Here is a 26,213-nt window from a genome sequence, read left to right as displayed (position 1 = left end):
GAAAGTCAGAACAGGGCGGCGAGGAGCAGGAGCGCCGTCGCCAGGGCGCCCACGGCCCAGATGCCCGATCGCGCCGGCGACCAGCCCTGGACGTAGGCGGGGATGTAGAGGAGCCGGGCCAGGACGAAGACCCAGGCGAGGACCGCCGTCCAGCCGGTGAACTGGTCGGTGACGGCGAGCGTGAGGACGGCTGTCGCGAAGAGGAGGAGGGCGGTGACGTGGTTCTCGGCGGCGCGCTGCGCCCGGCCCCCTTTGAGGCCGGGGTCGCGGGGGATGTCGCGGGGGGACTGGTTCCAGGCCCGACCCTCGGGCGTCGCGTTCATGAAATAGCCGGACACCCCGATGTGCAGGAACTGGATGAAGGCGGCGACGACGAGGGCGATGAGCTCGGCGGTCATGGCTGTCCCCCTTGGGTCAGGCGAACTGGAGGAAGGTGGCGGTCATGGGGCCGCCGAAGCCCTGCTCCTTGCGGAGCCAGGCTTGCGCGCGGGCGCGGTCGTTCACCTCGAACAGCATCAGCACGCGCGAGCGGGAATCGGCGTCGCGCCACATCTGGAGGAGGGTGAGCCCCGCCTCCATGCGTTCGGTGGCCTCGGCGTCGAAGTCGCACTTCCAGCCGGGGAAGTCGTTGGTGTCGAGCTGGCAAAGGAGCTGGAGCATCTATCAAGTCTCCGAAGGGTGTAGCTTGCCAAGAACCTCATCTAAGGACTCAATGAAATCCCTAGAATAACTGCGGAATGACCAAAATCCGCTAAGGCCGACAACTGTCGCTACAATAGTTGCTGGAAGAGAGCCATTAACCACGGAAACAACTGCAAAGATCGCGCCAAACGTTGCTGAAAGTAGGCCGAAGCCTGCAAGCAGCTCTGCTCGGTTAATCTGATCAACAGCATACTCGACTAGATAAGAACTGTTAGAACGCGCAATTTGCGAATGTCTGTCTGCGCGTTTGTCCCAAAGGGGGCTGCAAACCAATTTAGATGCACTTGCAAGCAAGGCCTCACCCAAGGCGTATGACATAAAGGTCAGGAAAGCGAGGCTAAGGAGGAAAGCAGTGCTCGTAGCGTCTCCTGCCAAAAATTGAGCAACCAGCAATGCAGCGCCGGTGACTCCATTGGGACTCACTCCAGCAAGGTCGAGGCCCCACGGCGTCGAAATCGCTGCGATCAGGAACAGGATGAGTGTTAGTGCTCCAATTCCTATGGCCGACAAAAGCCGAGGCCACCTCGATGGAATCTCCATTTCTTCAAAGATCCATCAGCAGCCGGCGCGGATCCTCGAGCGCTTCTTTGACGCGGACGAGGAAGGTCACCGCGCCTTTGCCGTCCACGATGCGGTGGTCGTAGCTGAGGGCAAGGTACATCATCGGGCGGATGACGATCTGGCCGCCGACCACCACGGGGCGGTCCTGGATCTTGTGCATCCCCAGGATGCCGGACTGCGGCGGGTTGAGGATCGGCGAGGACATCAGCGACCCGTAGACGCCGCCGTTCGAGATGGTGAACGAGCCGCCCTGCATGTCGGCCATCGACAGCTTGCCGTCGCGGGCGCGGGCGCCGAGCTCGGCGATCTCCTTCTCGATGCCGGCGAAGGACCTCTGGTCGGCGTCGCGGACCACGGGGACGACGAGGCCGGTGGGGGTGCCCACGGCGACGCCCATGTGGACGTAGCGCTTGTAGACCACCTCGTCGCCGTCGATCTCGGCGTTGACCTCGGGAACCTCTTGGAGGGCGTGGACGCAGGCCTTCACGAAGAAGGACATGAAGCCGAGCTTGACCTTGTGCTTCTTCTCGAACTGGTCCTTGAACTGGTTCCGCAGCTCCATGATGGCCGACATGTCGGCTTCGTTGTAGGTCGTCAGCATCGCCGCCGTGTTCTGCGCCTCCTTGAGGCGGCGGGCGATGGTGGCGCGCAGGCGGGTCATCTTCACCCGCTCCTCGCGGCCCACGTCGCCCGCCGGGGTCGGCGCGCGCGGGGCCTGGACGGGCGCGGGGGCCGGTTGGGCCTTGGGCGCGTCGAGGGCGCGGAGAACGTCCTCCTTCATCACGCGGCCGTCGCGGCCGGTGCCGGGCACCTGCTCGCGCGAGAGGTCGTTGTCGGCCATCAGCTTCCTGGCCGAGGGGGCGTCCTCGGCCCCGGCGCGGGGGGTGCTGGCCGGGGTCGTGGGCTCGGGGCCGTAGTTGGCGGGGCCGGAGGGGGCGCCGACGGGGGCCGGGTGCGTCGCGGGGCTGTCCTGCGGCGCGGTGGCGACGCCGGCGCCTGCGGGTTCGAGCGCCTTGGCGGGAGCGGCGGAGGCCCCCTCGCGGATCGTCGCGAGGAGGGCGTTGGGGCCGACGGTCGCGCCTTCGGCGGCGACGATGTCGCCCAGGGTGCCGGCGGAGGGCGCGGGGACCTCGACCGTCACCTTGTCGGTCTCCAGCTCGCAGAGCATCTCGTCGGCGGCGACGGTGTCGCCGGGCTTCTTGAACCAGGTGGCGACGGTCGCCTCGGTGACGCTTTCGCCCAGCGCGGGGACGCGGACTTCGATGGCCATTTGCTCTTACTTTCCTTCGATGGTCAGCGCTTCGTCCACGAGCGCCTGTTGCTGGGCCTTGTGCGAGGAGGCGAGGCCCGTCGCCGGGCTCGCCGAGGCGGCGCGGCCGACGTAGCGCGGGCGCGCGTGGCGGGCCTCGATCCGTTGCAGGACCCATTCGATGTTGGGCTCGATGAAGGTCCAGGCGCCCTGGTTCTTGGGCTCCTCCTGGCACCAGATCACCTCGGCGTCCTTGAAGCGCGACAGCTCCTTGACGAGGCTGTGGGCCGGGAACGGGTAGAACTGCTCGACCCGCAGGAGATAGACGTCATCGAGGCCGCGCGCCTCCCGCTCCTCCAGCAGGTCGTAATAGACCTTGCCCGAGCAGAGCACGACGCGGCGGATCCCGTCGTCGGGCTTGAGCCGGACGGCGGCCGTCCCCTTCTGCGCGTCGTCCCAGAGGATGCGGTGGAAGGAGGAGCCGGTGGTGAACTCGGAGGTCTCGGAGACGGCGAGCTTGTGGCGCAGGAGCGACTTGGGCGTCATCAGCACCAGGGGCTTGCGGAAGCCGCGATGGATCTGCCGCCGCAGGATGTGGAAGTAGTTCGCCGGCGTCGTGCAGTTGGCGACGATCCAGTTGTCCTGGCCGCAGAGCTGGAGGAAGCGTTCCAGCCGCGCCGAGGAGTGCTCGGGCCCCTGGCCCTCGAAGCCGTGGGGCAGGAGCATGACGAGGCCGGACATCCGCAGCCACTTCGACTCGCCCGAGCTGATGAACTGGTCGAACATGATCTGCGCGCCGTTGGCGAAGTCGCCGAACTGCGCCTCCCACATCACCAGGGCGTTGGGCTCGCTCAGCGAGTAGCCGTATTCGAAGCCCAGCACCGCGTATTCCGAGAGCATCGAGTCGATGACCTCGTAGCGGGCCTGACCCTCGCGGATGGCGTTCAGGGGATAGTGCCGCTCCTCGGTCATCTGGTTGATGAAGGCGGAGTGGCGCTGGCTGAAGGTGCCGCGCGTCGAGTCCTGGCCCGAGAGGCGGACGGGGTAGCCTTCGGTGAGGAGGCTTCCGAAGGCCAGCGCCTCGCCCGTGGCCCAGTCGAAGCCCTGGCCGGTCGCGAACATCTGTCGCTTGGATTCGAGCTGCCGCTCCACGGTCTTGTGGATGGCGAAGCCCTCGGGGACGGTGGTGAGCGCCGCGCCGACCTGAGCCAGCGTCTCGGGCGTGATCGCCGTCGCGCCCGGATCGTAGTCCTTGTCGCTCTGCCGGTCGATGTGGGACCAGCGGCCGTCGAGCCAGTCGGCCTTGTTCGGGCGGAACTGCTTGCCGGCCTCGAACTCCTCGTTCAGGCGGGCCTGGAACTGGGCCTTCATCTCCTCGACCTCGCCCTCGGGGATGAGGCCGTCCTTCACCAGCCGCTCCGTGTAGAGCGTGAGCGTCGTCTTCTGCTTCTTGATCCGGTTGTACATCGCCGGATTGGTGAACATGGGCTCGTCGCCCTCGTTGTGGCCGAAGCGGCGGTAGCAGAAGATGTCGATGACCACGTCCTTGTGGAACCGCTGCCGGAACTCGGTCGCGACCTTGGCGGCGTGGACCACGGCCTCGGGGTCGTCGCCGTTGACGTGGAAGATCGGCGCCTCGACCATCAGGGCGATGTCGGTCGGGTAGGGGCTGGACCGCGAGAAGGACGGCGCGGTGGTGAAGCCGATCTGGTTGTTCACCACGATGTGGATGGTGCCGCCGGTGCGGTGGCCGCGCAGGCCCGACAGGCCGAAGCATTCCGCCACGACGCCCTGGCCGGCGAAGGCCGCGTCGCCGTGCAGGAGGATCGACAGGACCCTGGTGCGGTCGGCGTCGTGGAGCTGGTCCTGCTTGGCCCGCGCCTTGCCGAGCACGACGGGGTTCACCGCCTCGAGGTGCGAGGGGTTGGCGGTCAGCGACAGGTGGACCTTGTTGCCGTCGAACTCCCGGTCCGAGGACGCGCCGAGGTGATACTTCACGTCGCCCGAGCCGTCCACGTCGTCGGGCTTGTAGGAGCCGCCCTGGAACTCGTGGAAGATCGCCCGGTAGGGCTTCTGCATGACGGTGGCGAGGATGTTCAGGCGGCCCCGGTGGGGCATCCCGATCACGATCTCCTCGACGCCCAGCGCGCCGCCGCGCTTGATGATCTGCTCCATCGCGGGGATCACCGCCTCGCCGCCGTCGAGGCCGAACCGCTTGGTGCCGGTGTACTTCACGTGGAGGAACTTCTCGAAGCCCTCGGCCTCCACCAGCTTGTTCAGGATCGCCTTGCGGCCGTTCTGGGTGAAGCTGATCTCCTTGCCGTAGCCCTCGATCCGCTCCTTGAGCCACTGGGCCTCGGCGGGGTTGGAGATGTGCATGTACTGGAGCGCGAAGGTGCCGCAGTAGGTCCGCCGCACGATGTCGAGGATCTGCGACATGGTCGCGACTTCGAGGCCCAGCACGTTGTCGATGAAGATCGGGCGCCCCATGTCGGCCGCCGTGAAGCCGTAGGAGGCGGGGTCGAGCTCGGGGTGCGGGGTCGCGTCGCGCATCCCCAGCGGGTCGAGGTCGGCGATGAGGTGGCCGCGGATGCGGTAGGCGCGGATCAGCATGAGGGCGCGGATCGAGTCGAGCACCGCCTGGCGCACCTGCGCGTCGGAAAGGGCCACGCCCTTCTCGGCGGCCTTGGCCTTGAGCTTGTCGCCGGCGGCCTTGGCCTCGGCGGGCCACTGGCCCGTCAGCGCGGCGGTCAGGTCGTCGCTGGGCAGGGGCGGCCAGTCGGCGCGCGCCCAGGACGGGGACGGCGCGGCGGGTTCCGCGAGGGCGGCGAAGAAGTCGCGCCAGGACTGGTCCACGGACGCGGGGTCGCGGCCGTAGGCTTCGTGCAGCCCCTCGATGTAGGCGGCGTTCCCGCCCTGGAGGAAGGACGAGGCCCGGAACTGGTCGTTGGACGGTTGGTCGGTCATGGGGGTCTCCCTCGGGGCCGGCGTGTCTGTTGGGGGTCAGACTAGAGATAAGGCGTTAACGTGGAGTGAGAGGAACGAACGGTCATCACGGTTTCGCGCAACGCCCTTTTTCGGGGTGCGAATCAGGGGCGGACCGGGGCCCGCCCCCTTGGTTTCCTCAGCCGATGGCCTTGAGCACGGCCTCGCCCAGGCCCGCCGGGCTGTCGGCGACGACGATGCCGGCGGCCTTCATGGCCTCGATCTTCGATTCGGCGTCGCCCTTGCCGCCCGAGACGATCGCCCCGGCGTGGCCCATGCGGCGGCCCTTGGGGGCGGTGCGGCCGGCGATGAAGCCCGCCGTGGGCTTCCAGCGGCCGCGCTTCTTCTCGTCGGCGAGGAACTGGGCGGCGTCCTCCTCGGCGGCGCCGCCGATCTCGCCGATCATGATGATCGAATGGGTGTCGGGGTCGGCGAGGAACATCTCGAGCACGTCGAGGTGTTCGAGCCCCTTGATCGGGTCGCCGCCGATGCCGACGGCGGTGGACTGGCCCAGGCCCACGTCGGAGGTCTGCTTGACCGCCTCGTAGGTGAGTGTCCCGGAGCGGGAGACGACGCCGACCGAGCCCTTGGAGAAGATGGAGCCCGGCATGATGCCGATCTTGCATTCGCCGGGGGTGAGGACGCCGGGGCAGTTGGGGCCGATGAGGCGGGTCCTGCTGCCGGCGAGGGCGCGCTTGACCTTCATCATGTCGAGGACGGGGATGCCCTCGGTGATGCAGACCACCAGCGGGATCTCGGCGTCGATGGCTTCGAGGATCGAGTCGGCGGCGAAGGGCGGCGGGACGTAGATCACGGAGGCGTCGGCGCCGGTCCTCTCCACGGCCTCGTGGACCGAGTCGAAGACGGGGAGGCCGAGGTGTTCGGTGCCGCCCTTGCCCGGGGTCACGCCGCCGACCATGCGGGTGCCGTAGGCGATGGCCTGCTCGGAGTGGAAGGTGCCCTGCGAGCCGGTGAAGCCCTGGCAGATGACCTTGGTGGATTGGTTGACGAGGATGGACATTGGTACTCTCGACTTCCTCTAGGAACAGCGAAACTGGTCCCACTTACGATCAAGTGGGGACGGCAGCTCACCGCTGTTGAGCTCCATTATGGCTTTTAAGATTTGGCAGAAGTTGTGCCTTAGATCCGATGCAATTTGCCGAAGTTTGTGAGGGTCGAGACCGGCAGCCTTAATGTCAGCGGCAGCTGCAAGTTCGAGTTCATTAGCTTTGTCGGCTAGAGCATCAATGGCGGGACCCGGAACAAGAATGACTATAGCAGGAGCGAAAGCCTCCGCTTGGGCTTGACCCATTCTTCTAGCCGCATCGACAATCTTGCTGGGGTGAACCGCCGCGATTGGCTGGCCTGTCTCTCTCGCCATGTAGAGCGAAGAGGCCGACGTATTCACCAGAGAAATAATCTCTGCAAGACTGCCGAGTGCTGCAAGAAGTTCGAAGGCTGTGGCCATGCTAGCCCCGCACCGCCTTCACGACCTTCTCCGCCGCGTCCGACAGATCGTCCGCCGGGATCACGTTGAGGCCGGAGTCGCGGATGATCTGCTTGCCGAGATCGACGTTCGTGCCTTCGAGGCGCACGACGAGGGGGACCTGGAGGCCGACCTCCTTGACCGCCGCGAGGATGCCCTCGGCGATGATGTCGCAGCGCATGATGCCGCCGAAGATGTTCACCAGGATGCCCTTCACGTTCGGGTCGGAGGTGATGATCTTGAAGGCCTCGGTCACCTTTTCCTTGGTGGCGCCGCCGCCCACGTCGAGGAAGTTGGCGGGCTCGGCCCCGTAGAGCTTGATGATGTCCATCGTCGCCATGGCCAGCCCGGCGCCGTTCACCATGCAGCCGATGTCGCCGTCGAGCGCGATGTAGTTGAGGTCGTATTTCTGGGCCGCCAGCTCCTTGGGGTCCACCTCGGTGTCGTCGGCGAGCGCGGCGATGTCGGGGTGGCGGAAGAGGGCGTTGTTGTCGAAGCCCACCTTGGCGTCGAGGCAGTGGAGCTGCCCGGCCTTGGTGACGATGAGCGGGTTGATCTCCAGCATCTCCATGTCCTTGGAGGCGAAGAGCTTGTAGAGCGTGCCCATCAGCGCGACGCACTGCTTGACCTGCGCGCCGGTCAGGCCCAGCGCGTAGGCGATGCGGCGGCCGTGGAAGGGCTGGTAGCCGGTCGCGGGGTCGATGGTCAGGGTCAGGATCTTCTCGGGGGTGGAGTGGGCCACCTCCTCGATGTCCATGCCGCCTTCCGTCGAGCAGACGAAGCTGATGCGGGAGGTCGAGCGGTCCACGAGGAGGGCGAGGTAGAGCTCGCGCGCGATGTCGGCGCCGTCCTCGATGTAGACGCGGTTCACCTGCTTGCCGGATTCGCCGGTCTGGATGGTGACGAGGGTGCGGCCGAGCATCCGGCGCGCCTCCATCTCGGCTTCCTCCACCGAGCGGGCGAGGCGGACGCCGCCCTTTTCGCCGGCGTCGGATTCCTTGAAGTGGCCCTTGCCGCGCCCGCCGGCGTGGATCTGCGCCTTGACCACCCACACGGGGCCGTCGATCTGGCCCGCGGCGGTCTTGGCGTCCTCGGCCCGGAGGACCACGCGGCCGTCGCCGACAGGGGCCCCGGCGGCGCGCAGAAGCTCCTTGGCCTGGTATTCGTGGATGTTCATCGGCAGGGTCCCGTGTTGATCGACGCGCGGCCCTTCAACCACAGAGTTATGAACGGGACCATAACGAGATGACGGTCGCGCGCGAAAAACCGACCGTTGTGATCACACGCTTTCGGGCTGTGATCGCGGTCAGTTGAGGACGACGGCGTAGAGCGGCGAATCACCCATGAGGAGCGCGTCGAAGAGGCGGAGGCTGTCGCCGGTCGCGACCGGCCCTTCGCGCAGGTAGGGGACGAGGGTCGCGCCCTGGATCAGGCCGGCGAGGTCGAGGTTCGGGGGGTCGTCGAGCAGCGCGGCGAGGTCGAGGCCGGCCCCGGGGCCCACGCGCCAGAAGGGGATGAGGAGGTCGCCGTTCAGCACCCGCTCGGCGTCGGACAGGACGGCGAGCCAGCGGGGGCCGGTGCCGGGCGGGAAGGGGAGGCCGGTGGCGGAGGTCTGGGCCTTGTTGGGGATCCATTCGCGGTCGTCGTCGGTCTCGCGGGCGACGAGGGTCCAGAAGCGGCGGTTGTCGGCGACGGTGGCGAGGAGGTGCTGGCGGAGGCTTCGGGTGCGGGCGGGGTCGGGCTGGCCCTCGATGGTGCCGATCCAGAGCGCGGCGAGGTCGGCCCATTCGCCGCCCATCGCCTCCCAGCCCTGGCCCTTGGGGCGGCCCAGAGCGTCCATGGCGGCGCGGGCGGCCTGGACGCGGGCGATGGCGGCGGTCGGGTCGAGCGACAGGATGGCCTCGGAGACGGCCGAGAGGAGATGCGCGTAGGCGGAGAGCCAGGCGGCGTCGGCGGTGTCGAAGCGGATCGTCGTGGCGGGGAGGGTCGCCTCGCCAAAGCCGCCGGTGAGGACCCAGCCCAGGAGGTCGGGCAGGCCCTCGCCGGGGGAGCGGGCGCCGTCCGCGTCGATGTCGAACCAGAGGTCGGCGGTGTCGATGGCGACGGCCACCTCGTCGGTGTCGGCGATGGGGGCGAGGGCGTCGATGGCTCCGGCCATGTCGGTTCCGATGCCCGCGAAGAGGTCGGCGATCATCGGCGGCTCGAAGGCGGCGGGGCGGGGGTTCTCGGGGAGCGGCAGGCGGAGGACGGGGAGGCCGGTGGCGGTGGCGAGGCCGTCGGAGAGGCCGACGCGGTAGCGGAGCTGGAGGGCGCGTTCGAGGCCCGCGAGGAAGCGGACGCCGCCGAGGGCGAAGCGGTCGGAGGGTGTGGGGGCGGGGAGGGCGGCAAGCGCGGATTCGGTGGCGCGGAGGCCATGGGCGGCGAGGTCGTCGGAGAGGTCGGCCTGGGCGGTGGTCGCGACGGCGAGGAGGAGGGGGGCGAGGAGGGCGCGCATGGGGGCTCCGGGATGGGTTGGCCGGGAGCGTAGCGGGTGCGCGGGCGGGGGCCAGTCGGGAAAACCGGAGGGGACGGGGGACCTGGAACGTGCGGAGACGTGTCTTGGACCGGTGGGGCGTGGGGCGCCGTGTCGGGCTTGGCTGAGAGGGTGGCGGCCTCTGGCCGGTTTGCATGGTGGAGTGGAACCCCGCCCTACGGGGCGCAGCGAGCAGGCCATCGGGCGGGCTTCAGCCCGCCATCGTCGCAGGACGGGGGAGGGCTCCCCGGTTGGTCGAGGTCGCGTGGAGGGCTGAAGCCGGCCCTACGGGTTTGGCGTGCTGCCGAGAGGGCGACCCGGCGGTGTGGGGTCCAGGATCATTCGCGAATGACCTTGGACCCTGGCACGGTTCAGGCGGCGAGGCTGGCGTCGATGCCCTTGCAGGCGTCCACGAGACCCTTCACGGCGTCCACGGACTTCTGGAACATCGCCTGCTCGGCGTCGTCCATGGAGATCTCGATGACCTTCTCGATCCCGCCGGCGCCGATCACGGTGGGGACGCCGACATACATCCCGTCGAGGCCGTAGGCGCCGGAGACGTGGGCGGCGCAGGGGAGGACGCGCTTCTGGTCCTTGAGGTAGGCCTCGGCCATCTCGATGGCGGACTGGGCGGGGGCGTAGAAGGCGGACCCCGTTTTCAGGAGGCCCACGATCTCGGCTCCGCCGTCGCGGGTGCGCTGGACGATGGAATCAAGCCGCTCCTGCGTGGTCCAGCCCATCGTCACCAGATCGGGCAGCGGGATGCCGGCGACGGTCGAGTAGCGGACGAGCGGCACCATGGTGTCGCCGTGGCCGCCCAGCACGAAGGCGGTCACGTCCTTCATGGACACGCCGAACTCGGTGGACAGGAAGTGGCGGAAGCGGGCGCTGTCGAGCACGCCGGCCATGCCGCAGACCATGTGGTGCGGCAGGCCCGAGAACTCGCGCAGCGCCCAGACCATCGCGTCGAGCGGGTTGGTGATGCAGATGACGAAGGCGTTGGGCGCATGAGCCTTCAGGCCCTCGCCGACCGACTTCATGACCTTGAGGTTGATGCCGAGGAGGTCGTCGCGGCTCATGCCGGGCTTGCGGGGGACGCCGGCGGTGACGATGCAGACGTCGGCGCCCGCGATCTCCTCGTAGCTGTTCGCGCCCTTGAGCGAGGCGTCGAAGCGGGCGGAGGGGCCGCTTTGGGCGATGTCGAGCGCCTTGCCCTGGGGCGTGCCCTCGGCGATGTCGAAGAGGATGACGTCCCCCAGCTCCTTGATCGCCGCGAGGTGGGCGAGGGTGCCGCCGATCTGTCCGGCACCGATGAGGGCGATCTTGGGTCTGGCCATGGCGGGTTCCTTCGCGCGGGATCAGGGTCGCGCGAAGGCCTAGCCAAGCCGTCCCGGGGGCGCAAGGCGGCGATCGGGATGATTGCGCTAAAGGTCGCGGGGTCGGTCCGGGGCCGTGGCGGCGCCGCTCAGGTCCACGACGAGGCGGGTGCCGCCGTCACCGGCGCGCAGGCTGTGCACGCGGTCGAGGGCCAGCTCCACCTCGCGCGAGCCCAGGCCCCAGAGGCCGCCCACCGCGACGAGGAGGGCGCGCGGCTCGCCGTCGGGGCCGGGAACGAGGCCCGAGACCTCGCCCAGGGCGTCGAGCGCGAGATCCTCGGCGCGCGGGGGGAGGCCGTGGCGGGGGATCGCCTCGTCGCTGGCGTAGAGGGGCTGACCGATCAGGGCGGCGGGGCCGTCGTGCGGGGGCTCCGCGCCGTCGAGGCCATTGAAGGAGAAGGCGGCGAGGCCCAGGGCCGCCGCGCCGAGGATCGGATGGTCCATGCTGTCCCTCGCGTCAGGGCGGCCCGGTGGCCGCCGCGTGGACCCCGGCGCGGCTGGCGGCCGGGGCGCTTCGGAGGGGAAACGTGCGGCGGGCGGCCGGGTTCCCGCCCGCTTGTCAAGGGGTCACGCGCCCTCGTCGAGGACCGGAAGCTCGTCCTGCGTCATCTCGAACGCATGGCCGGAGGCGATCATGCAGGTGGGGCCGCCGGGGCTGGTGACGGTCAGGGTCCAGGTGCCGGTCTCCTCGGAGGCGTAGAGCTCCACCATGGAGCTGGCGGCGTCGAGGGCGACGGACTTGCGGCTCTCGCCCCAGTTCTCGGCGAGGTGGCGGGCCATGGCGTCGTGCTCGGAGCATTGCTGCGCGGGCTCGGCCCCGGCGGCCCCGGCCATGAGGGCGAGCGCGAGGGCGGTGGTCGTCGTGCGGATCATGATCGTCACCTTCCATCAGGAGCCGTCCCGCGGGACGGGCGTTGGGTGCGTCGCGGGGGAAGTGCCGCGTGGGGTGGAAAGGGGTTGACGCGGCGTGCGGTGCTGTTCTCGCAACGCGGGGAGAGCGCGAATCGTTGCACCGCGACGCGAAGGGGGCGAGGTTTTCCGCATGAACCGGAGCGCGCCATGATCCAGCTTCCCCTCGGCCTCCTGACCTTCGCCTTGCCGCATCTGTGGAAGCGGCTGTGGCCGGGGTCGCGGGCGCGGCTGGGCGACCCGGGGAAGGGGATCGTCGCCGTGCTGTCGGTCGCCGGGATCTGGCTGGCGGCGCGGGGCTATGGGGCCTGGGACGACGCGCCGGTGGCCTGGGCGCCCGGCCCCTGGGCCCGGCACGTCAACAACCTGCTGGTGGTGGTGGGCTTCTACTTCTTCATCGCCTCGGGGATGGGGGTCTGGGGGGCGCGGGTGACGCGGCATCCGCAACTGACCGGGGTGATCCTCTGGGCGGTGGCGCATCTGCTGGCGAACGGGGACTGGGCCTCGATCCTGCTGTTCGGCGGGTTCCTGGTCTGGGCGGTGGGGGAGATCGTCCTCATCAACCGGGCCGCGCCGCTCTGGGTGCCGCCGCCGCGCGCGCCGGTGGGCAAGGAGGTGACGGCGGTGGCGCTGACGCTGGTGGCGGTCGCGGTCGTCGGCTACATCCACGGCTGGATCGGCCCCTGGCCCTTTGGATGAGACGATGCGCGCCTATCGCTTCCTGACCGAGGACGACACCTCGGCCTTCTGCCACAAGGTCACGGAGGCCCTGTCGAAAGGCTGGGAGCTGCACGGGCCGCCGGCCTACGCCTTCGACGCGGCGCGCGGGGTGATGCGCTGCGGGCAGGCTGTGACGAAGGACGTTGAGGGCGAGTATTCGCCGGAGATGAAGCTGGGGCGGCTCTAGCGCAGGTCGCCGAGGAGGCCGCCGACGAGGGCCTCGGCCCGCGCCCGCTGGTCCGCGTCGAAGGTGAGCGCGGACAGGGGCGAGCGGTCCCGCTGGTCGAAGGCGTGGCCGGCGCCGGGGAGCACCTCGACCCGGACCTCGGCGCCCGAGGCCGCGAGCTGCCGCGCGCGGTCGGCGCAGGCGGGCGCGCTGACGACGGAGTCGTCGCCGGCGAGGATCATCAGGGTGGGCGGGGCCTCGGCCCAGTCCTCGGGCCCGGCGCGGTTCAGGACGCCGCAATAGGGGTAGAGCAGCACCAGGGCGCGGGTCCGGGCGAGCAGGTCGTCGGGCGACGCGGGCCAGCGGGCGAGGCCGGGCGGGGGCGTGCCCTCGGCGGCGAGGCGGACGAACTCCATGGCCGTCCAGCCGCCGTGGGAGGCGCCAAGCAGCACCACGTCGCCGCCGTCGATCCCCGGCATCCGGTCCAGCGCGTCCAGCGCCACGGCGAGGTCGCCCGCCCGTTCGGGGCCGCGCAGGAGCTGGGCGGCGCAGACCAGCCGCCACGCGGGGTCGTCGTCGAGGCCGCGCGGGGCGTGGCTGTCGAGGATCAGCGCGGCGCGGCCGTGCCGGAGGAAGGTCTCGGCCCAGAAGTCCATGTTGTCGTGGACGCCGTCGCAGCCGGGCAGCAGGACCGCCGCCGGGTGCGGACCGGGGCCGTCGGGCCGCAGGAGCCGCCAGTGGAGGGCGAGCCCGGCCTCGCGCGCCGGCGGCGCGACGGTCGCCGCCGGGCCGCAGGCGGCGAGGAGCAGGAGGAGCGGCAGCGCACGGATGCCCCCGAGGGCGTCAGCCCACCTCATCCGGGGCCCCTTCCAGCACGAGGGGGGCCGGACCGGCCTTGAGGTCGTCGATCCCGAGCGGATGCGTCGGCCGGGCGAGGCGGTTGGCGATGACCCAGCGCAGTTCGTGGGCGGCGCGGGTGATGGCGACATAGGCGAGGCGCTTCCAGAGGGCCTGGCCGGCCTCGATCCGGCCCATGCGGGCGGCGACGAAGATGTCGGGGGCGAAGACCTGCACGATGTCCCATTGCGACCCTTGGGCCTTGTGGATCGTCACCGCCGCGCCGTGGAGGAAGGTCGCGCCCATCTGGGCGGCGAAGGGGATGAAGGGCTCCTCCTCGCCCTCGCGCTCGATCTTGACGATGGAGGCGGCGGAGACCTGCGGCTCCTCGGCGCCGATGACCCAGAGCTTGGAGAAGCCGGGACGGTTGCCGGGGCCGCGGTAGATCACCTGCGCGCCCTTGATGAGGCCTCGCGCCTCCAGGTCCAGGCGCTTCTTGCGGTGCTTGAGGGGCAGCTCGATGCCGTCGCAGATCAGCGGCTCGCCGGGGAGGAGCGCGGTTTCGGGCGCGGCGTGGGCGGAGCGGAAGGCGTGGATGAGCTTGATCCGCGTGGCGTTGCGCCAGACCAGGACCGGCGAGCGGGCCATGAGGTCGCTGTCCACGCGGCCCGTCACCTGCACGCGCGGGTCGCGGCGGGCGGCGTCGCGCACCATGTCCTCGAAGGTCTCGAATTCCAGCGCGGGGTCGGCCAGCGCATGGGCGAGGTCGAGGATGGGGGAGTCGCTGGCCTGCCGGTGGACGCGGGTCAGGGCCTTGACCTTGTCCTTGGGGAGCTTCTCGAAGACCATGCCGCCGCCCTGGCCCTGATTCTGGCCCTGGACGGGGGGAAGCTGGGCGGGGTCGCCGAACAGGACGAGGGTGGGGAAGATCTCCTTGAGGTCGTCGAACTGGCGTTCGTCGAGCATCGAGGATTCGTCGATGAAGCCGAGGTCCAGGGGCTCCTCCCGCCGCTTCCAGCCGGTGATGAAGTCGGAGCCGCGCAGACCCGCCGCCGCCAGCGCGGCGGGGACGGAGCCGTGGAGCGCGTAGGAGTCCTTCGCGCGGTCGAGCTGGAGATCGGTGAGCTGGCCGGTGGTCGGGCGGTCGCCCTGGCCCGCGAGCCATTCGGCGACCTTCTCGAACTCCGGGTCGTAGACGGGGGTGTAGAGGATGCGGTGGATCGTCGTCGCGGGCACGCCCTTGGCGCGCAGGACCGAGGCGGCCTTGTTGGTGGGGGCGAGGATGGCGAGGGTCCGCTTCTCCTTGCGCTTGCGGCCCTCCCAGTCGGGGGAGACGATGTCCACCCCCGCCTCGCGGAGCGCGCGGGTGAGGGCGGCGAGGAGCAGGGTCTTGCCGGAGCCGGCCTTGCCGGTGATCGCCAGCACTGACGGCGCGCGGTCGGGGTCGGCGGGGGCGAGGGCTCCGCCGTCCATGTCCACGCCTGCCTGGGCGAGGAGCGTGGAGACGGCCGACCAGGCGTCGGACTGGTCGGGGGACAGGGCGGGGAGGTCGGCCATGGGGCGGACATAGCCGGGCGGGGCGGGAGGGGCCAGCCCCCCGGCCGTCTGGCCCGCCATCCGTCTAGCCCCGCAGCGCCCGGAAGCCCGCCGAGGCGCCCCAGCCGGCCGCGATGGCGAGCGCGAGGGCCAGGAGGCCGTAGAGGAGCGGCTGCTCCTGCGAGAGGGCGAAGAGCCATCGTTCGATCCCCGCCTTGCGGACGAAGATCGTCGTCTCGGTGCTGTCCACCACGCGGCCGTCGCGGGTGAGGAAGATGCGGGTGGCGTAGTCGCCCTCGGTCAGGTTGGCGGGCAGGCCGATGCGGGTCTGGAACAGCGTCTCCTGGTCGAAGGTGACGCCGCCTTCGAGGGTCTGGTAGCTGCCCTCCTCGGCGCGGATGCGGACGAGGGCGTCGAGGAAGTCCTGCCGGTTGCCGACGTCGTTGCCGATCGCCTCGATGGCGCGGGAGAGGGTGATGGAATGGCGCAGGTCCTCCGTCTCGCGCAGGATGAGGTCGATCGGGCCGGTGGTGGCGACCGCGTAGAAGGTGGGCGCGGCGTTCACGCGGACGGCCCCGGTGTTGACCCAGATGCCGAGCCGCCGCCCGGCCTCGCGCACGGTGAGGGGACGCTCGGGCCCGGAGACGGCGATGATGACATGGAGGGGCGCGGGCTGGGGCGCGGGGGCGGCGCGCTTGACCGCGCCGAAGATCAGGATGTCGGAGCCGTCGAAGGTGGCGGTGATCGCCACCTCGTCGCTGGACAGGCCCAGCACGATCTCCTCGGCCCGCGCGGGAAGGGCGAGGAGCAGCAGGAGAAGCAGCGCCCTCATGCGGCGCTGTCCAGGGAGAAGGGCTCCTCGGGGCGGAGGAGGAGGGTGAGGGCGAGCTGGCCGCAGACGGCGAGGACGAGGAGCGCGAGGAGGAGGCGCAGCAGCTCGGGCTTGAGCCTTGTGCCGATCTGCGCGCCGACCTGCGCGCCGATGACGCCGCCGACAATGAGGAGGAGGGCGAGCACCACGTCGACGGTCTGGTTGGTGGTGGCGTGGAGGAGCGTCGTGAAGGCGGTCAGGAAGATGATCTGGAAGGTCGAGGTGCCCACGACGACCTTGGTGGGCATCCCCAGCAGGTAGATCATCGCCGGGACCAGGATGAAGCCGCCGCCCACCCCCATGATCGCGGACAGCAGGCCGACGAAGACCCCCACGAGGATCGGCGGGATCACCGAGATGTAGAGGCCCGAGACGCGGAAGCGCGTCTTGAAGGGCAGGGCGTGCACCCAGGAATGCCGCCGCCGCTGCGGGATCTGGCCCGAGCGGGTCCGCCACACCGCGCGGACCGATTCCAGGAGCATGAGCCCGCCCACGGTGCCGAGGAAGGCCACGTAGCAGAGCCGCACCAGGAGATCGACCTGGCCCAGCGAGCGCAGGAGGTTGAAGGCCATCACCCCCAGCGCCGAGCCGAGGAGCCCCCCCATGAGGAGGACGGTCCCCATCCACATGTCGACCGTGCGGCGCTGGAGATGGGTGAGCAGCGCCGAGAAGGACGAGGCGACGATCTGGTTCGCGGAGGTCGCCACCGCCACCGCCGGCGGGATGCCGACGAGGAACAGCAGCGGCGTGATGAGGAAGCCGCCGCCCACGCCGAACATCCCCGACAGCACGCCCACCAGCCCCCCGAGCCCGAGGAGCAGGAGGGCGTTCACCGAGACTTCGGCAATGGGCAGGTAGATCTGCATGGGTGCCTTTCTAGGCGGCCCCACCAGATGAGCACGTGATGGTTAACGAATCCAACCGGGTCGGATGCGACAGGCGGGAAAAGTTGTCGTGACCCGCCTTTTGAGGCGCGGGCGTGGCCGTCAGGCCATATCGCGCAAGGTTCGGCGGAGCAGCCGTTCGAGCTTGGCGGCGCCGAGGGGGGCCATGGCCTTGGTGTGCTCGTGGCTGATGGATTCCGACGACATCCCGGCGGCCATGTTGGTGACGACCGAGAGGGCGGCGACGTGCAAGGACAGGAAGCGGGCGAGGATCACCTCGGGCACGGTGGACATCCCCACGGCGTCGGCCCCGAGCAGGCGGATGGCGCGGATCTCGGCCGGGGTCTCGAAGGAGGGGCCGGAATACCAGGCGTAGACGCCTTCGTGGAGATGGACGCCCTCCAGGGCCGCCGCGTCGCGGAGGCGGGCGCGGAGGTCGGGGTCGTGCGCGGCGGTCATGGGGACGAAGCGGGCGTCCGTACGCTCCCCGATCAGGGGGTTGAGGCCGGAGAAGTTGATGTGGTCCGAGAGCAGCATCACCGAGCCGGTGGGCATGTCGGGCCGCAGGGAGCCGGCGGCGTTGGTGAGGATCAGCGATTCGGCCCCGAGCGCCTTGAGCACCTCAAGCGGCAGGCGCATCGCGGCGGGGTCGCCGGATTCGTAGTAGTGCGCGCGGCCGCCGAAGGCCGCGACGCGGACGCCCTCCAACTGGCCGATGACGAGGTGGGGGTCGTGGCCCGACACGCCCGCGTGCGGGAAGCCGGGGAGGTCGGCGTAGGGGATGGCGGTGCCGTCCACCTGCCCGGCGATGTGGCCCAGGCCGGAGCCGAGGACGAGGCCCAGGCGCACCGGATCATGCCCGGCGCGGTCGCGGATGATGGCGGCGAGGTCGGCGGCGGAGGTCATGTCAGCGTTCCTTGACATAGGGCTCTCCGCCGGCGCGGGGCGGGATGGCGCGGCCGACGAAGCCCGCGAGGATGACGACCGTCAGGATGTAGGGCAGCGCGTCGAGGAGCTGGCCCTGGACGCGGAAGCCGAGCGTCTGCTCGAACAGCGCGGGGCGGAGCGCGAGGGCCTGCAGGAAGCCGAAGAGGAGGCAGGCGCCGAGCGCCGCGACGGGCCGCCACTTGGCGAAGATCAGGGCGGCGAGCGCGATGTAGCCGCGCCCCGCCGTCATGTCGCGCACGAAGCCCGCCGCCGGTTCCGCCGTGGAAAGCTGCGCGCCGGCCAGCGCGCAGAGGAGGCCGGCGATGGCCACGGCTGAATAGCGCAGGCGCGTGACCGAGATGCCGGCGGTGTCGACGGCGGCCGGGTTCTCGCCCACCGCGCGCAGGCGCAGGCCGAAGCGGGTGCGGTAGAGCACCCACCACGACAGCGGCACCGCGAGGAGCGCCATGTAGGTCAGGATCGAGTGGCCCGACAGCACGTCGGAATAGAGGGGGCCCAGCACGGGCAGGTCCGCCATCTCGGAGGCCCCCGGAAGGGTGAGCTGGCGGAAGCGCTCGCCCTCGCCCAGTTGCGGGGTGCGCCCGCCCTCGGCGAACCAGTCCTGGCCGACGACGACGGTGAGGCCGGCGGCGAGGAAGTTGATCGCCACGCCCGAGATGAGCTGATTGCCCCGGAAGGTGATGGAGGCGAGGCCGTGGATGGCCGACAGGACCAGCGCGCCCGCGATCCCGGCGAGGAGGCCGAGCCAGATCGAGCCCGTGACGGCGGCCAGCGCGGCGGCGAGGAAGGCCGAGGCCAGCATCTTGCCTTCGAGGCCGATGTCGAAGATGCCCGCGCGTTCGGAGAACAGCCCTGCGAGGCAGGCCAGGAGCAGCGGCGTCGCGAGCCGGATCGTGGCGTCGAAGATCTGGAGGAGGGTGGACCAGTCCATGCGCCTACTCCGTCGCGGCGGTGCCGGGGTTGGTCGGGGCGGCGGGGCGCCCCGGGGGATGCAAGGTCGGCCCAGGGGGCGCGACCGGCGCGGGAGCCGGGCGGCGTCGGGCGAAGAGCCGCTCCAGCGGCATCCGCACCATATTGTCGAGCGCGCCGGTGAACATGATGACGAGGGCCTGGATGACGACGATCATCTCGCGCGGGATGCCAAGGGCGAACTGCAGCTCGCCTCCGCCCTGGTAGAGGATGCCGAAGAGGATCGAGGCCAGGAACACGCCCAGCGGGTGCGACCGGCCCATCAGCGCCACGGCGATGCCGATGAAGCCCGCGCCCTCCACGGCGTTGAGGATCAGGCGCTCGGCCTCGCCCAGGGTGTTGTTGACGGCCATCATGCCCGCGAGCGCGCCGGAGATGAGCATGGTCACGACGATGATCTTCGTGGACCCGATGCCGGCGTAGCGCGCGGCCCCTTCGGAGAAGCCGAAGGCGCGGATCTCGTAGCCGAGCCGCGTCTTCCAGATCAGGAGCCAGACGAGGAGGCAGAGGAGGACGGCGAGGAAGAAAGCGAGGTTCGCGGGGGTGCCCCGGAACAGGATCGTCTCGCCGAAGGAGAACATGTCCCGGAACGAGGGGATGTGCGTCGCCTCGGGGAAGGGCGCGGTCGCCGTCTCCATGGTGCCGGTGGGCTTGAGCGGACCCACGAGGAGGTAGTTCAGGAGCGCGGCGGCGATGAAGTTGAACATGATCGTCGTGATGACGATGTGGCTGCCGCGCTTGGCCTGCAGGATCGCCGGGATCGCCGCCCAGGCTGCGCCGAAGAGCGCGGAGGCGGCGATGGAGCCCAGGAGCGCGAGGCTCCAGTGCGGCCAGGGGATGTAGAGGGCGACCAGCGCCACGCCGAGGCCGCCGATGACGGCCTGCCCCTCGCCGCCGATGTTGAAGAGCCGGGCGTGGTTGGCGACGGCGACGGCGAGGCCGGTGAACATGAAGTTCGTCGCGTAGTAGAGCGTGTAGCCCCAGCCGTAGGTCGAGCCGACCGAGCCCGAGACCATGATCCCCAGCGCCTCCAGCGGGTTGTGGCCGATGGCGAGGATCACGAGGCCCGAGATGACCGCCGCCAGCAGCAGCGAGATGACGGGGATCAGGACGAGGTCGGCCCAGCGCGGCATCCGGTCCATGTCAGCGCGCCCCTTCGGTGATGCCGGCCATGAGGAGGCCGAGCTCGCCCGCGTCCGTCTGGCCGGCGAGGCGTTCGCCCATGATGCGGCCATCGAACATGACGGCGATGCGGTCGGAGAGGGACAGGATCTCGTCGAGTTCGACGGAGACGAGGAGGATCGCCTTGCCCTGGTCGCGCAGGGCGACGATCTGCTTGTGGATGAATTCGATGGCGCCGATGTCCACGCCGCGCGTGGGCTGGCCGATCAGCAGGAGGGCGGGGCCGCTCTCGATCTCGCGGGCGACGACGATCTTCTGCTGGTTGCCGCCCGAGAAGTTCTTGGCGGCCAGGAGGGGGTTGGGCGGGCGCACGTCGAAGCGCTGCATCTTGTCGGCGGTGTCGGCCTTCATCGCCGCCTGATCCATCATCGGCCCGTTCGTGTAGGCCTCGCGGTCGTGGTAGCCGAGCGCCACGTTCTCCCACGCCGCGAAGTCGAGGATGAGCCCTTGCGTCTGCCGGTCCTCGGGGACGTGGCCGATGCCGGCGGCGCGGCGGTCGCGGGCGTCCTCGCGGCCCGAGAGGTCGAGCGGGCGGCCGTTCAGGCGGACGGCGCCGGTGGCCCTCATGGTGCCGCCGAGGACCTGAAGGAGTTCGGACTGGCCGTTGCCGGCGACGCCGGCGATGCCGAGGATCTCTCCGGCGCGGACGGCGAGGGAGACGCCCTTGAGGCGTTCGACGCCCTTGGCGTCGGTGACGCGGAGGTTCTCGACCTCCAGGACGGGCGCGCCGGGATGGGCGGGGGCCTTGTCCACCTGGAGGAGCACCTTGCGGCCCACCATCAGCTCGGCGAGTTGGGCGGGGCTGGTGTCGGCCGTCCGCACGGTCGCCGTCATCTCGCCGCGCCGCATGACCGACACGGTGTCGGTGATCTCCATGATCTCGCGCAGCTTGTGGGTGATGAGGATGATCGTCTTGCCCTGCTCACGCAGGTTGCGGAGGATGCGGAACAGGTGGTCGGCCTCGGGCGGGGTCAGCACGCCCGTCGGCTCGTCGAGGATGAGGATGTCGGCCTTGCGGTAGAGGGCCTTCAGGATCTCCACCCGCTGCTGGAAGCCGACGCCGATCTCCTCGATCACGGCGTCGGGATCGACCTCCAGCTCGTAGTCCTGCGCGAGGCGGCGGAGTTCCGAGCGGGCGCGGGCGAGGGAGGGACGCAGGAGGCCCGAGTCCTCGGCGCCGAGGACGACGTTTTCAAGGACGGTGAAGTTCTCGACCAGCTTGAAGTGCTGGAAGACCATGCCGATCCCGGCGCGGATGGCGGCCTGGGAGTCGGGGATGCGGGTGGGGCGGCCGTCGATGAGGATCTCGCCCGAGTCGGCGTGGTAGAAGCCGTAGAGGATCGACATGAGCGTGGACTTGCCCGCGCCGTTCTCGCCGATGATGCCGTGGATGGTGCCGGGCATCACACGGATGGAGATGTCCTTGTTGGCCTGCACGGGGCCGAAGGCCTTGGAGATGCCGCGCAGCTCGATGGCGGGGGTGGCCTGGGACTGGCCTTGCGACTGGCCTTGGCTCTGCGTCTGGGACTGGACGGCGGAGGTCATGGGGCACCCCTTGGCAAGTGCGGCGGGGGCCGTCGCCGGTCGGACGGCGGCGGCCCCCGGTCTGTCAGCGTCGGGCGATCAGAAGGAGATCGCCGGGCAGGTCTCGTCGCTCATGTAGTCGTGGACCGTCAGCTCGCCGCTGGCGATCCTGGCGGAGGCGTCGTCCACGGCGGCCCGCATCTCGGGGGTGATGAGCGCCTCGTTGTGCTCGTCGAGGGCGTAGCCCACGCCCTCGCTTGCGACGCCCAGGACCTGCACTCCGGGCTCGACCGCCTCGCCGGCCTTCATGGCGTCGTAGACGGCGTTGTCCACGCGCTTGACCATGGAGGTCAGCACCTCGCCGGGGTGGAGGTAGTTCTGGTTGCTGTCCACGCCGATGGACAGGATGTCCTCGTCGGCGGCGGTCTGGAGCACGCCCACGCCGGTCGCGCCGGCGGCGGCGAAGACCACGTCCGCGCCCTGGCTGATCTGGGCCAGCGTCAGCTCGGAGCCGCGGGCGGGGTCGTTCCAGGCGGCGGGCGTCGTGCCGGTGAAGTTGGCGAGCACGGTGGCGTCGGGGTTCGCGGCCTTGACGCCCTGGGCGTAGCCGCAGCCGAACTTGCGGATCAGCGGGATGTCCATGCCGCCCACGAAGCCGACGGTGCCGGATTCGGAGGCCATGCCGGCCAGCATCCCGACGAGGTAGGAGCCCTCATGCTCGTTGAAGACGACCGACTGGACGTTGGGCTGCTCCACCACGGCGTCCACGATCACGAACTTGGTGTCCGGGTAGTCGGGCGCGATCTCGTTCAGGGGGGTCGCCGACATGAAGCCGACCATGACGATCGGGCTGTAGCCCTGCTCGGCGAAGCGGCGGATCGCCTGTTCGCGCTGGGGCTCGGCGGTCAACTCGAACTCGCCGTAGGCGGTGCCGGTCTCGGCCTTCCAGCGCTCGGCGCCGGTGAAGGCGCTTTCGTTGAAGGATTTGTCGAACTTGCCGCCGAGGTCGAAGATCACCGCCGGGTCGGCCAGCGCGGCGCCCGTCGAGAGCGCGAGAACGGCGGCCGCGCCGAGGAAGGTGGAACGAGTGGTCATGCGTCTCCCAGTCCTGTGTTGGGGGCCGTGGCCGGCCCCGGTCGTGGCGGGGGCCTTGGCCCCGTGCTGGCGGCGATCAAGCCGCGCGGCGCGGGGAGGGTCAACCGATATTTCCGTGCGTTGCGCGCGACGCGCCCGCGACGGGGCGTCAGCGCAGCGGGCGCGACAGCACCAGCGCGGCGACGGCCTGGGCATCCTTGCGCGGATAGTAGTCGGGGCGGCGGCCGACGGGGGCGTAGCCGCGCCCCTCGTAGAGCGCGCGGGCGGGGAGGTTGTCCTCGGCCACCTCCAGGAAGGCGATCGTCGCGCCGCGTGCGGCGGCCTCCGATTCGAGGCGGGCGAGGAGGGCGCTCGCGAGGCCCCGGCGGCGATGCGCGGGGTCGGTGGCGACGGTCAGGACCTCGGCCTCGTCCAGCACGACGCGGCCGAGGATCATCGCGCGGTCGTCGCCGAGGAGGAGCGTGCCGGGCTGTGCGAGGAGCGACGCGAACTCGGCGGCGGCCCAGGGGCGGTCGCGGTCGTTGGCGGCGGCGTGGAGCCGGGCCAGATCCTCGGGCCTCATCCGGGCAGGATCAGCGGCGCGGGGTCGCGCGGCGGCGCGGCGTCGGGCGCGCGCAGGTAGAGCGGCGCGGGCCGGGGGTTGTCCCGGCCGAGGCGGGTCGCGGCGATCCGGGCGATGGCCTCGGCCAACGGCGCGAGAGGGGCGGCGACGGGGAGGCCGGCGCGGGCGGCGACCTGCTCGGCAAGGTCGCCCAGGACCGGAGTCCCGAGCGGCAGCGGCGGCACGGGGGCGTCGAGCGGTTGCGTCAGCGGGCCGAAGCCCATGGGCCCGAAGGCCTGGAGGTGGACCTGCCCGAGCCGGGCGTCGCGGGCGACGAGCGCGGCGTCGCGGCGCCAGGCCAGCGCCTCGAAGGCGGTGACGCCGATGGCGGGGATCGTCAGCCCCAGCGCGAGGCCGCGCGCCGCCGCGACGGCGATGCGGATGCCGGTGAAGTTGCCGGGGCCGGTGCCGACGCCGAGCGCCGCGAGGTCCCGCCATGTCGCGCCGGCGTCGCGCAGGATCTCCTCCAGCAGCGGCATCAGGCGGTCGGCCTGGCCGGTGGCCATGGCCTCCTCGCGCATGGCGAGCACGGCGCCGCCCGACAGCAGCGCGGCCGCGCAATGCGCGGCCGACGTGTCGAAGGCGAGGATCGGCGGGGCCGTCACGGGCCGGTCAGGCGGCGACGGGCCGCACCTCGGTCACCTCGGGGATGTAGTGCCGGAGCAGGTTCTCGATCCCCATCTTGAGCGTCAGGGTCGAGGACGGGCAGCCGGCGCAGGCGCCCTGCATGTGCAGGTAGACCACGCCCCGTTCGAAGCCGTGGAAGGTGATGTCGCCGCCGTCCTGCGCCACCGCCGGGCGCACGCGGGTGTCGAGCAGCTCCTTGATCTGCTCCACGATGGCGGCATCCTCGTTGTCGTGGGTGGCGGCGTGGCCGGAGGCGGGGGTGGCCTGGGCCTCGATCACCGGCAGGCCGGACTGGTAGTGGTCCATGATCGCGCCCAGCAGCGCGGGCTTGATGTGGGACCAGTCCACCTCGGGCGCCTTGGTGACGGTCACGAAGTCCGAGCCGAGGAACACGCCGGTCACGCCGTCCACCGCGAAGAGGCGGCGGCCGAGCGGGGAGGCCTGGGCCGAGGCGGCGTCGGGGAGGTCGGCCGTGCCCTGGCCGAGCACCGTCTCTCCCGGCAGGAACTTGAGGGTGGCGGGGTTGGGCGTGGATTCGGTCTGGATGAACATCGGGAGTCCCCCTTCGGGTCAGGCTCCCGATATGCGCCCTGGACCCCGCCGCGTCAAGATTTGGAACTGTTCTAAAAGGGAAGGGCGCCGGTTCCCCGGCGCCCCGGCATGGGATCGGTCGGTCCGGTCGGGGTCAGTCGGTGCCGCCGACGGGGGCGAGCTGCACCTCGGCCGAGGCCACGTCCACGCCGCCCACCACGAGGACGGCCAGGACGGCGGAAGCGTTGGCCGGCCGAATCAGGGTGATGCGGACGTCCTCGTTGGCGCCGGCGGTGATCGGCGCGGTCGCCAGGACCTCGCCCTCGTTCTCGCCGGTGATGCGGCGGATCTGCACTTCGCCGTCGGCGGTGGCGGTGACGAGCGGCAGGACGATGAGCTGGTTGTCCTCCTGCACCGGGATGGTGCCGAAGGCGTCGGCGGTGGCGAGGGTGTCCTGGGCAGAGGCTAGGCCGGCGGCGCCGATCAGCGCCGCGGCGGCCAGGATGACGAGCTTGTTCATGTGGGTCTTCCTTGAATCGTGGCCCGCTTGTCGTGCGGTCGGGCTGGCAACGCGGGCGGTGCGCGAAAGGTTTCCTGACGCTTCCCGCGCCGTCGTGCTTTTTTGACGGCGCTCCTGTGCGCCTTCAGGGGGCGGCCGTGCGCGCCAGCGTGCCCGCGAAGACGAAGAGCGCCAGGCCCGCGTGCGCCATCAGGCCGGCGCCGAGCGTCCCCGTCTCCAGCCGCGCGGCGGTCCAGGCGCCGCCCAGCGCCAGGGGCGCGAGGAGCGCCACGGCGGGCGGCAGGCCGGTCGGCGGCGCGGCGGCGAGGAGCCAGGCGAGGTGCGCGATCCAGTAGAGGCCGAGCGCCCCCGCCGCGGCGCGGGCGGTGGCGCGGGGCAGGAGGAGGCCGCGCCAGAACAGCTCCTCCAGGGTCGCGTGGAGCAGGGCGGCGAGCGCGGCGGCGAGGAGGAGGTGGGGGGGCAGCGGCACCCGCCCGAGAAGGCGCAGCGTGACGAAGCCCCAGGCCAGCACGGGGAGCGCCAGCAGGGCGACCGTGAGCCGCGAGGGCCGCCGCGCCGTCAGCAGGGCGGCCGTGACGTCGCGGTCCGCCCGCAGGACGGCGAGGGCGAGGAGCGCCCAGTAGGCCCCGAGCGCGACGGCCGCGCCGGCGGGTGGCGGCAGGGCCGCGGCGAGCGCCGCGAGGAGCGGCAGCGCGACCAGGGCGGCGAGGGCGAGCCGGCGGTCCATGTCTCAGGTGATGGCCTCGAGCCGCTCCTTGCTCAGGTCGCCCGGGACGATGGTGATGGGGACGGGAAGGCTCCCCGCCTGCTTGGTGAGCGCGGTGACGAGGGGACCGGGGCCCTTGGTGTCGGTGCCCGCGCCGAGGACCAGGACGCCGATCTCGGGGTCGTCGCGGATCTGGGCCATTATCTCGGGGACGGCCTCGCCTTCGCGGATCACCAGCTCGGGGTCGATGCCCTGGCGGTCGCGCATCCACTTGGCGAAGACCTCGAAATGGACCTCGATGCGCTCGCGCGCCTCCTCGCGCATGATGTCGCCCACGCCGATCCAGGCGCCGAAGTCGGCGGGCGAGATGATCGACAGGACCTGAACGGCCCCGTTGGTCCGGGCGGCGCGCATGGCGGCGAAGCGCATGGCGTTCAGGCACTCGCGCGTGTCGTCGAGCACCACGAGGAATTTCCGCACGCCCGTCCCCCCTTGGCCGCGATGGGGCGGAGTGTGGCGGAAGGGCGGGCGGGTTGCAACGTGGGGCCGGCAGGGGCTCTGCCCCTCGCCCCTTCGGGGCTTCACCCCGGGATGCTTGGGACCGGAGGAAGGGCCGGCCGCACAGACTAAATCCCCGCGAAGCCTCCGGGTTCACTCCCAGGCTCGCGGGGACCAGGCGCGCGCGCGAGCGGGAGCACCGGCCGCCATTGGGCGGG

At 70.8% G+C, this 26,213-nt stretch carries 29 protein-coding genes; 2 read left to right on the top strand and 27 right to left on the bottom strand.

Features of this window, described 5'->3' with window-relative positions:
* Window positions 1–5: 5 nt before the first annotated feature.
* The 12 genes from J2Z33_RS05885 to J2Z33_RS05830 form a co-directional block, all read right to left on the bottom strand.
* Window positions 6–398 (bottom strand): MAPEG family protein, encoded by a 393-nt coding sequence (locus J2Z33_RS05885; RefSeq protein ID WP_209838874.1) that lies wholly within the window; start codon window positions 396–398, stop codon window positions 6–8.
* A 16-nt stretch (window positions 399–414) separates the two neighbouring features.
* Window positions 415–660, bottom strand: coding sequence for a hypothetical protein (locus J2Z33_RS05880; RefSeq protein ID WP_209838872.1), 246 nt, complete (start codon window positions 658–660; stop codon window positions 415–417).
* 3 nt (window positions 661–663) lie between these two features.
* Entirely contained in the window at window positions 664–1,242 is a 579-nt protein-coding gene (locus J2Z33_RS05875) for a hypothetical protein (protein WP_209838870.1), read from the bottom strand.
* Between the two features lie 4 nt (window positions 1,243–1,246).
* Window positions 1,247–2,533 (bottom strand): 2-oxoglutarate dehydrogenase complex dihydrolipoyllysine-residue succinyltransferase, encoded by a 1,287-nt coding sequence (gene odhB, locus J2Z33_RS05870; RefSeq protein ID WP_209838868.1) that lies wholly within the window; start codon window positions 2,531–2,533, stop codon window positions 1,247–1,249.
* Between the two features lie 6 nt (window positions 2,534–2,539).
* Window positions 2,540–5,479 carry a 2-oxoglutarate dehydrogenase E1 component gene (locus J2Z33_RS05865; protein ID WP_209838866.1) on the bottom strand — a complete coding sequence of 980 codons (2,940 nt, stop codon included), beginning with the start codon at window positions 5,477–5,479 and terminating at the stop codon, window positions 2,540–2,542.
* Between the two features lie 157 nt (window positions 5,480–5,636).
* Window positions 5,637–6,518, bottom strand: a complete 882-nt coding sequence (gene sucD / locus J2Z33_RS05860) for a succinate--CoA ligase subunit alpha (protein ID WP_209838864.1) — start codon at window positions 6,516–6,518, stop codon at window positions 5,637–5,639.
* Between the two features lie 18 nt (window positions 6,519–6,536).
* Window positions 6,537–6,965 (bottom strand): hypothetical protein, encoded by a 429-nt coding sequence (locus tag J2Z33_RS05855; protein ID WP_209838862.1) that lies wholly within the window; start codon window positions 6,963–6,965, stop codon window positions 6,537–6,539.
* Window position 6,966: 1 nt separating this feature from the next.
* A complete protein-coding gene (gene sucC / locus J2Z33_RS05850; protein WP_209838860.1) occupies window positions 6,967–8,160 on the bottom strand; it encodes an ADP-forming succinate--CoA ligase subunit beta in 1,194 nt (397 codons plus the stop codon).
* A 129-nt stretch (window positions 8,161–8,289) separates the two neighbouring features.
* Window positions 8,290–9,477, bottom strand: a complete 1,188-nt coding sequence (locus J2Z33_RS05845) for a hypothetical protein (RefSeq protein WP_209838858.1) — start codon at window positions 9,475–9,477, stop codon at window positions 8,290–8,292.
* A gap of 389 nt (window positions 9,478–9,866) precedes the next feature.
* Window positions 9,867–10,832 (bottom strand): malate dehydrogenase, encoded by a 966-nt coding sequence (gene mdh, locus J2Z33_RS05840; RefSeq protein ID WP_209838856.1) that lies wholly within the window; start codon window positions 10,830–10,832, stop codon window positions 9,867–9,869.
* Window positions 10,833–10,919: 87 nt separating this feature from the next.
* Window positions 10,920–11,315, bottom strand: coding sequence for a hypothetical protein (locus tag J2Z33_RS05835; RefSeq protein WP_209838854.1), 396 nt, complete (start codon window positions 11,313–11,315; stop codon window positions 10,920–10,922).
* Between the two features lie 123 nt (window positions 11,316–11,438).
* Window positions 11,439–11,744, bottom strand: a complete 306-nt coding sequence (locus J2Z33_RS05830) for a hypothetical protein (protein WP_209838853.1) — start codon at window positions 11,742–11,744, stop codon at window positions 11,439–11,441.
* Between the two features lie 186 nt (window positions 11,745–11,930).
* Here J2Z33_RS05830 and J2Z33_RS05825 point away from each other — a divergent pair, with 186 nt between their 5' ends.
* Together J2Z33_RS05825 and J2Z33_RS05820 are read left to right on the top strand one after the other, a co-directional pair.
* Window positions 11,931–12,479, top strand: a complete 549-nt coding sequence (locus J2Z33_RS05825) for an NnrU family protein (protein ID WP_209838851.1) — start codon at window positions 11,931–11,933, stop codon at window positions 12,477–12,479.
* A gap of 4 nt (window positions 12,480–12,483) precedes the next feature.
* Window positions 12,484–12,687: a DUF1737 domain-containing protein gene (locus J2Z33_RS05820; protein ID WP_209838849.1), complete on the top strand. Its 204-nt coding sequence runs from the start codon at window positions 12,484–12,486 to the stop codon at window positions 12,685–12,687.
* On the opposite strand, the gene J2Z33_RS05815 is transcribed toward J2Z33_RS05820, so the two are convergent.
* The 15 genes from J2Z33_RS05815 to J2Z33_RS05745 all read right to left on the bottom strand — a co-directional run bounded on the left by J2Z33_RS05815 (window position 12,684) and on the right by J2Z33_RS05745 (window position 25,977).
* Window positions 12,684–13,523: a dienelactone hydrolase family protein gene (locus J2Z33_RS05815; RefSeq protein WP_209838847.1), complete on the bottom strand. Its 840-nt coding sequence runs from the start codon at window positions 13,521–13,523 to the stop codon at window positions 12,684–12,686. The two genes, J2Z33_RS05820 and J2Z33_RS05815, sit on opposite strands and share 4 nt — an antisense overlap.
* Window positions 13,510–15,060 carry an AAA family ATPase gene (locus tag J2Z33_RS05810; RefSeq protein ID WP_209839332.1) on the bottom strand — a complete coding sequence of 517 codons (1,551 nt, stop codon included), beginning with the start codon at window positions 15,058–15,060 and terminating at the stop codon, window positions 13,510–13,512. The genes J2Z33_RS05815 and J2Z33_RS05810 overlap by 14 nt, the downstream gene beginning before the upstream one ends.
* A 64-nt stretch (window positions 15,061–15,124) precedes the next feature.
* Complete coding sequence (locus tag J2Z33_RS05805) at window positions 15,125–15,871, bottom strand: TIGR02186 family protein (RefSeq protein WP_209838845.1); 747 nt, start codon at window positions 15,869–15,871, stop codon at window positions 15,125–15,127.
* Window positions 15,868–16,776: a sulfite exporter TauE/SafE family protein gene (locus tag J2Z33_RS05800; protein WP_209838843.1), complete on the bottom strand. Its 909-nt coding sequence runs from the start codon at window positions 16,774–16,776 to the stop codon at window positions 15,868–15,870. The genes J2Z33_RS05805 and J2Z33_RS05800 overlap by 4 nt, the downstream gene beginning before the upstream one ends.
* 120 nt (window positions 16,777–16,896) lie before the next feature.
* Window positions 16,897–17,700 carry a purine-nucleoside phosphorylase gene (locus tag J2Z33_RS05795; protein ID WP_209838841.1) on the bottom strand — a complete coding sequence of 268 codons (804 nt, stop codon included), beginning with the start codon at window positions 17,698–17,700 and terminating at the stop codon, window positions 16,897–16,899.
* Window position 17,701: 1 nt separating this feature from the next.
* On the bottom strand, window positions 17,702–18,673 hold the full coding sequence (locus tag J2Z33_RS05790; protein ID WP_209838840.1) for an ABC transporter permease: 972 nt from the start codon (window positions 18,671–18,673) through the stop codon (window positions 17,702–17,704).
* 4 nt (window positions 18,674–18,677) lie between these two features.
* Complete coding sequence (locus tag J2Z33_RS05785; protein ID WP_209838838.1) at window positions 18,678–19,853, bottom strand: ABC transporter permease; 1,176 nt, start codon at window positions 19,851–19,853, stop codon at window positions 18,678–18,680.
* 1 nt (window position 19,854) lies between these two features.
* The gene (locus J2Z33_RS05780) at window positions 19,855–21,438 is read right to left on the bottom strand and encodes an ABC transporter ATP-binding protein (RefSeq protein ID WP_209838836.1); all 1,584 of its coding nucleotides are present in this window, start codon (window positions 21,436–21,438) and stop codon (window positions 19,855–19,857) included.
* Between the two features lie 78 nt (window positions 21,439–21,516).
* Window positions 21,517–22,512 (bottom strand): BMP family lipoprotein, encoded by a 996-nt coding sequence (locus J2Z33_RS05775; RefSeq protein ID WP_209838834.1) that lies wholly within the window; start codon window positions 22,510–22,512, stop codon window positions 21,517–21,519.
* 148 nt (window positions 22,513–22,660) lie between these two features.
* Window positions 22,661–23,074 carry a GNAT family N-acetyltransferase gene (locus J2Z33_RS05770; protein ID WP_209838832.1) on the bottom strand — a complete coding sequence of 138 codons (414 nt, stop codon included), beginning with the start codon at window positions 23,072–23,074 and terminating at the stop codon, window positions 22,661–22,663.
* Window positions 23,071–23,718, bottom strand: a complete 648-nt coding sequence (gene tsaB, locus J2Z33_RS05765; RefSeq protein ID WP_209838830.1) for a tRNA (adenosine(37)-N6)-threonylcarbamoyltransferase complex dimerization subunit type 1 TsaB — start codon at window positions 23,716–23,718, stop codon at window positions 23,071–23,073. Before tsaB ends, J2Z33_RS05770 begins: the two co-directional genes overlap by 4 nt.
* A gap of 7 nt (window positions 23,719–23,725) precedes the next feature.
* Window positions 23,726–24,292 carry a NifU family protein gene (locus J2Z33_RS05760; RefSeq protein ID WP_209838828.1) on the bottom strand — a complete coding sequence of 189 codons (567 nt, stop codon included), beginning with the start codon at window positions 24,290–24,292 and terminating at the stop codon, window positions 23,726–23,728.
* Window positions 24,293–24,425: 133 nt separating this feature from the next.
* The gene (locus J2Z33_RS05755) at window positions 24,426–24,791 is read right to left on the bottom strand and encodes a hypothetical protein (protein ID WP_209838826.1); all 366 of its coding nucleotides are present in this window, start codon (window positions 24,789–24,791) and stop codon (window positions 24,426–24,428) included.
* Between the two features lie 124 nt (window positions 24,792–24,915).
* A complete protein-coding gene (locus tag J2Z33_RS05750) occupies window positions 24,916–25,518 on the bottom strand; it encodes a CPBP family glutamic-type intramembrane protease (protein WP_209838811.1) in 603 nt (200 codons plus the stop codon).
* Between the two features lie 3 nt (window positions 25,519–25,521).
* Complete coding sequence (locus J2Z33_RS05745; RefSeq protein ID WP_209838809.1) at window positions 25,522–25,977, bottom strand: universal stress protein; 456 nt, start codon at window positions 25,975–25,977, stop codon at window positions 25,522–25,524.
* Window positions 25,978–26,213 lie beyond the last annotated feature (236 nt).

Source organism: Rubellimicrobium aerolatum (genome assembly GCF_017872975.1).
In the GTDB taxonomy this organism is placed as follows: domain Bacteria; phylum Pseudomonadota; class Alphaproteobacteria; order Rhodobacterales; family Rhodobacteraceae; genus Rubellimicrobium; species Rubellimicrobium aerolatum.
This window is presented reverse-complemented; position numbering and strand designations above follow the sequence as displayed.